Here is a 7494-nt window from a genome sequence, read left to right on the forward strand (position 1 = left end):
ATGGACAACTGCTTTCCTCTGCTTTAGCGGCGGCGGCCGGCCCGGCCGCCCTGGGCGGGTCGCCCAGGCACGGCGTGAACGCCCTGCGCCTGCTGATTCGCCCGCTCGGCGTCCCAGCGGGCGTACGCGTCGACGATCTCGCCGACCCGCCGGTGGCGGACCACGTCGGAGGTGGACAGCTGCGAGAAGTGCCCGTCGTCGACGGTTTCCAGGATCTCCCGGACCACCCGCAGGCCGCTGCTCGTCCCGCCGGGAAGGTCCACCTGGGTGATGTCACCGGTCACGACGATCTTCGAGTTGAAGCCGAGCCGGGTGAGGAACATCTTCATCTGCTCGGGCGTGGTGTTCTGCGCCTCGTCCAGGATGATGAACGCGTCGTTGAGCGTGCGGCCCCGCATGTAGGCCAGCGGCGCGACCTCGATCGTGCCGGCGGCCATCAGCTTCGGGATCGTCTCCGGGTCGAGCATGTCGTGCAGCGCGTCGTAGAGCGGGCGAAGGTAAGGGTCGATCTTCTCGTTGAGCGTGCCGGGCAGGAAGCCCAGCCGCTCGCCCGCCTCGACCGCCGGACGGGTGAGGATGATCCGGTTGACCTGCTTGGCCTGCAACGCCTGGACGGCCTTCGCCATCGCCAGGTAGGTCTTGCCGGTGCCGGCCGGGCCGATGCCGAAGACGATGGTGTGCGTGTCGATCGCGTCGACGTACCGCTTCTGCCCGAGCGTCTTGGGGCGGATGGTGCGCCCGCGCCGGGAGAGAATGTTGAGCGTCAGAACCTCGGCGGGCCGCTCGGCGCTGCCCTGCTCGAGCATGCCGACGGTACGCCGGACGGCGTCAGTGGTCAGGGTCTCGCCTTTCTCGATGAGTTCGAGGAGCTCGCTGAAGACCCGCTCGGCGAGAGCGTTGTCCGCGGGGTCACCGGTGATGGTGATCTCGTTGCCGCGGACGTGCACGTCACTGGTGACCGAGCGTTCGACGAGTCGGAGGATCTCGTCGCCCGCGCCGAGCAGATTCACCATGATCTTCGGGTCGGGCACGGTGATCCTGGTCTGCACCCGGGGCGGGCCGGGAGGTGGGGTGCCGGTCATAGGTCGGGCCGAAGGGCCCTGCGCCACCTGCTCTCGATCTCGGCGCCGGCCTGCTGGCCTGGCGTGCGGACGTTACACCCATCGTATCGGTTCAACACGGGCCGCATCGCGCCCATTTCCGCTGGCCGCGATCAACCCCCGGCCCGGAAGTCGTACCGGTCGAAGGTCTCCTGGTGGCGGGTGAACCGGTACGTCGCCCAGTGCATCCGGACCACCACGCCGGCCTCGTCCCGGGTCAGTCGCAGCAGCTCACCGGCCTCCCGACCGGAGACCACCCGGAACACGTCCGGCTGGTCCGCCAACGGGGTGAAGATCGCCGGCGGTCGTCCGGCCGGGTCGTCGACCCCGCGCGCCCGCAGGGCGCCGTCGTGCCAGGAGAAGACGTACTCGCTGCCCTCGCCCCACCAACGGCCGAGCGCACCCCGCAGGGCCGCCGGCGCGGGCGCCCCGGGACGCCAGGGCTCGATCTCGGCCGGGTCGTGCTCGACCGCCACCGCGAGCAGCCGGTGCGGCAGGCTGAGCAGTTCGGCGGCCGTGCCGGACGAGCCGAGCACCGCGGCGCCCATCGCACCTGCCGTGCCGTCACCACCGCGACGGCCGTACACCCCGGCGAGGAAGCCGGGCATCGCCCCGTCGTGCCCCACGTGCATCACCCGTTCCCCCTGTGGGATCAGGATCAGCCCGAGCCCGAAGCCCGCGCCCCAGAGCGTCTCGTCGGTGGTGGTCAACGGCCAGCGCATCTCGTCCAGGGTGGCCGGGGCGAGGACCGCGCCGCCCGGGTCCAGGGCAGCCGGGTCGGCCAGGAACGCCGCCCAGCGGGCCATGTCGGTGGCGGTGCTCCACAACTGGGCGGCCGGGCCGACAGCGCCGAAGTCGGTCGGCGGTTCCGGGTGCGCCTCGTCGGAGTACGCGTCGACCAGGAACCCGGTGGCCGCCGTCGGCCGTGGGGTCACTGTGGTGTCGGTCAGCCCCAGCGGCGTCAGGATCCGCTCGGTGAGGGCCTGCGCCCAGCTCCCGCCCCGCAGCCGGGCGACGAGCTGGCCGAGGACTGCCATACCCAGGTTCGAGTAGTGGAACCGGCGGCCGGTCGGCAGCACCCGCTCGGCGCGGTCCAGCTCGGCGACCAGTTGGTCGGCGTCCGGTGCGCGCAGGCTGTCCCAGACGTCGCCGAACGGCTCGCGTTGCAGGCCAGCGGTGTGCGACAGCAACCGGCGTACGGTCAGCTCGCCGTGCGCCGGGAGGTCGAGGTGCCGGCCCACCGGGTCGTCCAGGTCCAGCAGCCCGTCGTCGCGGCACTGCAGGACCAGCACCGCGGTGAACGTCTTGGTGACCGAGCCGATCCGGAACTGGGTGCCCGGTCCCAGCGGGTTGTCGGTGCCGGTCCCGCCGACGGTACGGGTCCAGAGCGGTCGGTCGGCCCGGTGCAGCGCCGCCGACACCGCCGGCACCCGGGCGTCGGCCTGCACCCGCCGGACGAGTCGGTCCAGGTGCTCGTGCACGCGGCTGTCCGGCACGCTCACCCGAGGTCCCGGGCCAGCATCGGGCCCAGCGGCGCGCCACCGAGCAGGTGCGCGTGCACGTGGAACACCTCCTGCCCGCCGTACGCGCCGGTGTTGAACATCAGCCGGAAACCGTCGCCGAGCAGGCCCTCGTCCTCGGCCACGGCGGCGGACGTCGCCAGCACGTCGGCGGCGAGCGCCGGGTCACCCTGGGCGAGCGTCGCCACGTCGGCGTAGTGCTCCTTCGGAATGACCAGCACGTGCACCGGCGCCTTCGGGTCGATGTCACGGAAGGCGAGCGTGGTGTCGGTCTCCCGGACCACGGTGGCCGGGATCTCCCCGGCGACGATGCGGCAGAACAGGCAGTCGGATCCCATCGGGGCAGTGTAAGGAGTAACGGGCCGGTGCCGCCGTGGCGCGGCCCGCGCCGCCGGCCCGTTCGCCGGCATAGAAACGGCTGAGGCAGGATGGCCGGCATGACGGATCGGGCGGTACTCGTGACCGGGGCCTCGCGCGGGATCGGCAGCGCGGTGGCAATGGCGTTCGCGGCCAGCGGTGACCGGGTGGCCATCCACCACCGCGACTCCGCCGACGCGGCCGAGCGGCTGCGCGCGCGGCTACCCGGCGCCGGGCACGTGGTGGTCCGCGCCGACCTCACCGATCCGGACGCGGTCCGGGCCATGGTCGACCGGGCCGCGGAGCTGCTCGGCGGGCTGGACGTGCTGGTCAACAACGCCGGGACGTACGGCGACCGCGACGACCCGCACCCGGTCTTCGGCGCCTCGTACGAACAGTGGCAGAACCGCTGGCGGCAGGTGCTGGAGACCAACCTGACCGGTGCCGGCAACGTCATCTGGTGCGCCGCCCAGCACATGCGGGAGCGCGGCGGGCGGATCGTCAACGTCTCGTCCCGGGGCGCGTTCCGCGGCGAGCCGCACCAGCCGGCGTACGGTGCCAGCAAGGCGGGGCTGAACGCGTTGGGTCAGTCCCTCGCGGTGGCGCTCGCGCCGTACGGCATCACGGTGGCAACCGTCGCGCCGGGGTTCGTGGCGACCGACATGGTCACCGAGTACCTGCGCGGTGAGGAGGGCGCCGCCATCCGGGCGCAGAGCCCGTTCGACCGGGTGGGCGAACCGGAGGAGATCGCCGCGGCCGTGCACTGGCTGGCCTCGCCGCAGGCCACGTGGGCCTCCGGCACGATCGTCGACCTCAACGGCGCCTCGTACCTGCGCAGCTGACCTCGCGACCCGAACCCGCTGCGGCGTCCGCCCGACCGACCGGCGGTGGGCCGCGGCCCCCGACCGACCGGCGGTGGGCCGCGGCCCTGCGGGCCGACGGCGAACACCACATTGAGCGTGATGCCTGTCAGTCATCGTGATGACCCAGAGGCATCACGCTCAATCGAGCGGGCGGCTCCGATCCGGCCGGACCACAAGCCAGCGCGCGGCGGAACACCAGCGGCCGAAACGAGCGACGGGCCACCAGCGGCCGCAACGAGCGGCGGCGTCAGGGGTGGCCAGCTACCAGCGGCCGAGGCGGGTGGCGAGCACGCTGAGCGCGGCCACGCCGGCCGTGGAGGTACGCAGGACCTCCGGCCCGAGGCGTACCGGCCGGCCACCGGCCTCGCGGAAGGCTGTCAGCTCAGCCGGGGCGATGCCACCCTCGGGGCCGACGACGAGGACGATCTCCCCGGCCGACGGCAGGTCGACGCCGGTCAGCGGCTCCTCGGCCTCCTCGTGCAGCACGAACCCGGCGGCGGCACCGGCGATCCGGCGGGCCACCGTGGCGGTGGACTCGTCCGGCGCACCGGCCACCACCGGTAGCCACGGTCGGCGGGCCTGCTTGGCCGCCTCCCGGGCCGTGGCCACCCACTTCTCCCGGGCGCGTACGCCCCGGTCGCCGCGCCACTGGACCACCGAACGCGATGCCGCCCAGGGGACGATCTCGTCCACCCCGACCTCGGTCATCGCCTGCACGGCCAGCTCGCCCCGGTCGCCCTTGGCGATGCCCTGCACCGTCACCAGCCGGGGTACGGGCGCGTCCGCGTACCCCCGGGAGGTGACGGTGACCTCCAGGCTGCCCCGGCCGACGGCCGTGACCACGGCGGCGGCCGTGCCACCCCGGCCGTCGGCGAGCAGCAGCTCCTCGCCGACGCGCAGCCGCTGCACGGTGGCGGCGTGGTGCCCCTCCGGGCCGTCCAGGGTCAGCGTGTCGCCGGTGGGCAGCGCCTCGACCAGGAACAGCGGCGCGGACACTCAGGCGTGCCCGTTGAACGCGTCGCGCATCCGGGAGAAGAAGCCGCCCTGCTTGGACAGCTCGGCGACCTCCTCGCCACGGGTCTTGGCGAAGTCGCGCAGCATCTTCTCCTGGTCGGCGTCGAGCTTGGTCGGGGTCCGCACGTCCAGGTGGACGTAGAGGTCACCCCGGCCGGTGCCGCGCAGGTGCGGGACGCCTCGGGCGCGCAGCCGCAGCGTGCTGCCCGGCTGGGTGCCGGGCTTGACGTCGACCGGCTCCTCGCTGTCCAGCGTCTTGATGGTCAGCCGGGTGCCGAGCGCGGCGGCGGTCATCGGCACGGTGACCCGGCAGTGCAGGTCGTCGCCCTTGCGCGAGTAGACGTCGTGCGGACGTTCGTGGATCTCCACGTAGAGGTCACCGGCGGTGCCGCCGCCCGGGCCGACCTCGCCCTGCTGGGCCAGCCGGATCCGCATGCCGTCCTCGACGCCGGCCGGGATCTTGACGGTCAGCGACCGGCGGGTGCGCACCCGGCCGTCACCGGCGCAGGTCGGGCAGGGGTGCGGGATGGTGGTGCCGTAGCCCTGGCAGACGGTGCACGGCCGGGCGGAGACCACCTGACCGAGGAACGTCCGCTGCACCGACTGCACCTCGCCCCGGCCGCCGCACGCCTCGCAGGTCGCCAGGTGCGTGCCGGCGGCGGTGCCGGCACCGGAGCAGGTGGTGCAGAGCACAGCGGTGTCGACGGTGATCGGCGCCTCGACGCCGAACGCCGTCTCGTGCAGGTCGAGTTCGAGTCGCAGGATCGCGTCGGCACCCGGGCGGGTACGCGGCCGAGGGCCACGGGCGCCACCCGCCGCACCGCCGAAGAACGCGTCCATGATGTCCTGGAAGCCGACGAACGGGCCGGCTCCACCGGGGCCGCCCGGGCCACCGGCGCCGCCACCCGGGGCGAGCGGGTCGCCACCCAGGTCGACGATCTGCCGCTTGCGGTCGTCCGAGAGGACCTCGTACGCGGCGTTGATGTCCTTGAACTTCTCCTGAGCCTCCGGGTCCGGATTGACGTCCGGGTGGAACTGGCGTGCCAGCTTGCGGTAGGCGCGCTTGATCTCGTCATCGGAGGCTTCCCGGCTCACACCGAGAATGCCGTAGTAGTCCCTGGCCACTGCGTTCCGTGTCCTCATGTTCGTCTCGCGTTGCGCCGGTCGGCGGCCGCAGCCGGCCGCATCGGCCCTGACCAATCAGTTCTGGGCCAGCAACTCGCCCACGTAGCGTGCCACGGCGCGCACCGTGGCGATGTTGCCGGGGTAGTCCATCCGGGTGGGCCCCAGCACCCCGAGCCCGCCCACGATGGTGGTGCCCGGGCCGTAGCCGGTGCTGACCACCGAGGCGGCGCGCAGGTTGTCGAACTCGTTCTCGTCGCCGATCAGCACCCGGGTCGTGCTCGGCTCGGTCTCACCGATGAGCTTGAGCAGCACGACCTCCTCCTCCAGCGCCTCGAGGATCGGCCGCAGCGAGCCCTGGAAGTCGAGCAGCCCGCCCCGGGTGAGGTTGGCGGTGCCGGCGAGGGCGATCCGTTCCTCGTGCCGTTCGACGAGCGTCTCCAGCAGCACGCTGGCGAGCGTGGTCATGGTCGGTCGCAGCCCGGTCGGCGCTTCCTCGACCAGCGCCTGCACCAGCGGTGGCGTCTCGGACAGCCGGGCGTTGGCGAGCTTCTCGTTGATCAGTCGACGCAGGTCGGTGACGTCGTCGGCGGGCACCGGCCCGGGCAGCTCCACGAGTCGCTGCTCCACCCGGCCGGTGTCCGCGATCATGACGAGCATCAGCCGGGTGGTGGAGATCGGCACCAGCTCCAGGTGTCGCACCGAGGAGCGGGCCAGGCTCGGGTACTGCACGACGGCGACCTGCCGGGTGAGCTGGGCGAGCAGCCGCACCGTGCGGTGCACCACGTCGTCGAGGTCGACAGCGCCGACCAGGAAACGCTCGATGGCCCGGCGCTCGGCCGGGCTGAGCGGCTTGACCCGGGACAGCCGGTCGACGAAGAGGCGGTAGCCGCGGTCGGTGGGCACCCGGCCGGCACTGGTGTGCGGCTGCCGGATGTAACCCTCCTCCTCCAGCACGGCCATGTCGTTGCGGACCGTCGCCGGGGAGACCCCGAGCTGGTGCCGCTCGACCAGCGCCTTGCTGCCGACCGGCTCCTGGGTGGAGACGTAGTCTTCGACGATGGCGCGGAGCACTGCGAGTTTCCGGTCGTCGAGACCCATCCTCCGCACCTCCTGTCGCACGTCGGCCGCCGGCGCCCTGGGCCGGCCGAGCCGTCCTGGCACTCGACTGTAGCGAGTGCCAGTCTACGTCGGCAGGCCCGCCGACGCGATGATCAACGGCCACCGGTCGGTGCGGCCCGCGCCACCGCACTGGGCCAATCGGCCCGCACTGCCGGGCGGTGTCGCTCTGGTGCGGCGTTGCCACGGGCCCCTACCGTGACATCCATGACTGAACCTCCTCGCCCTCCCGGTTCGGGTGAGCCCGGCAACTACCCGCCGGAGCCGACCTCCCCGGGCCCGTTCCCGTCGGCCGAGCCGCCCACCGCACCACTGTCGGGCGCACCCGGCCCGGCCGGCTATCCCCCGGCCGGTGGCTATCCGCCTCCCACCGGTGACCAACCGACGTCAGGTGGCTAC

General features: G+C 73.0%; 7 protein-coding genes and 1 pseudogene. 2 read left to right on the forward strand and 6 right to left on the reverse strand.

Annotated features, from left to right (window positions below; all coding sequences use genetic code 11):
* Positions 1 to 23: 23 nt before the first annotated feature.
* The 3 genes from KBX53_RS15880 to KBX53_RS15890 form a co-directional block, all read right to left on the reverse strand.
* Positions 24 to 1082 (reverse strand): PhoH family protein, encoded by a 1059-nt coding sequence (locus tag KBX53_RS15880; protein WP_210860089.1) that lies wholly within the window; start codon positions 1080 to 1082, stop codon positions 24 to 26.
* A gap of 131 nt (positions 1083 to 1213) precedes the next feature.
* A complete protein-coding gene (locus tag KBX53_RS15885) occupies positions 1214 to 2602 on the reverse strand; it encodes a serine hydrolase domain-containing protein (RefSeq protein WP_307857911.1) in 1389 nt (462 codons plus the stop codon).
* Positions 2599 to 2958, reverse strand: a complete 360-nt coding sequence (locus KBX53_RS15890; RefSeq protein ID WP_030336463.1) for a histidine triad nucleotide-binding protein — start codon at positions 2956 to 2958, stop codon at positions 2599 to 2601. Before KBX53_RS15890 ends, KBX53_RS15885 begins: the two co-directional genes overlap by 4 nt.
* Before the next feature lie 99 nt (positions 2959 to 3057).
* Between KBX53_RS15890 and KBX53_RS15895 the strand changes: the two genes are divergently transcribed.
* The gene (locus KBX53_RS15895) at positions 3058 to 3819 is read left to right on the forward strand and encodes an SDR family NAD(P)-dependent oxidoreductase (protein WP_030336465.1); all 762 of its coding nucleotides are present in this window, start codon (positions 3058 to 3060) and stop codon (positions 3817 to 3819) included.
* A 282-nt stretch (positions 3820 to 4101) separates the two neighbouring features.
* Here the strand turns inward: KBX53_RS15895 and KBX53_RS15900 are convergent, their stop codons facing one another.
* The 3 genes from KBX53_RS15900 to hrcA all read right to left on the reverse strand — a co-directional run bounded on the left by KBX53_RS15900 (position 4102) and on the right by hrcA (position 7077).
* Entirely contained in the window at positions 4102 to 4836 is a 735-nt protein-coding gene (locus tag KBX53_RS15900; RefSeq protein ID WP_030336466.1) for a 16S rRNA (uracil(1498)-N(3))-methyltransferase, read from the reverse strand.
* Entirely contained in the window at positions 4837 to 5979 is a 1143-nt protein-coding gene (gene dnaJ, locus KBX53_RS15905; RefSeq protein ID WP_030336468.1) for a molecular chaperone DnaJ, read from the reverse strand.
* 75 nt (positions 5980 to 6054) lie between these two features.
* Entirely contained in the window at positions 6055 to 7077 is a 1023-nt protein-coding gene (gene hrcA, locus KBX53_RS15910; RefSeq protein ID WP_030336470.1) for a heat-inducible transcriptional repressor HrcA, read from the reverse strand.
* Positions 7078 to 7302: 225 nt separating this feature from the next.
* On the opposite strand from hrcA, the pseudogene KBX53_RS15915 reads away from it, so the two are divergent.
* Positions 7303 to 7494 (forward strand): annotated as a pseudogene (locus tag KBX53_RS15915) (DUF4870 domain-containing protein); the annotation flags it as partial.

It is taken from the genome of Micromonospora sp. M51 (assembly GCF_018070305.1).
Lineage (GTDB): Bacteria > Actinomycetota > Actinomycetes > Mycobacteriales > Micromonosporaceae > Micromonospora > Micromonospora parva.

What these genes read in the sequence shown, in the direction of transcription:
- KBX53_RS15890 (WP_030336463.1), bottom strand. Translation starts at nt 2,958, where the DNA reads ATGGGATCCGACTGCCTGTTCTGCCGCATCGTCGCCGGGGAGATCCCG.
- hrcA (WP_030336470.1), bottom strand. Translation starts at nt 7,077, where the DNA reads ATGGGTCTCGACGACCGGAAACTCGCAGTGCTCCGCGCCATCGTCGAA.
- KBX53_RS15895 (WP_030336465.1), top strand. Translation starts at nt 3,058, where the DNA reads ATGACGGATCGGGCGGTACTCGTGACCGGGGCCTCGCGCGGGATCGGC.
- KBX53_RS15880 (WP_210860089.1), bottom strand. Translation starts at nt 1,082, where the DNA reads ATGACCGGCACCCCACCTCCCGGCCCGCCCCGGGTGCAGACCAGGATC.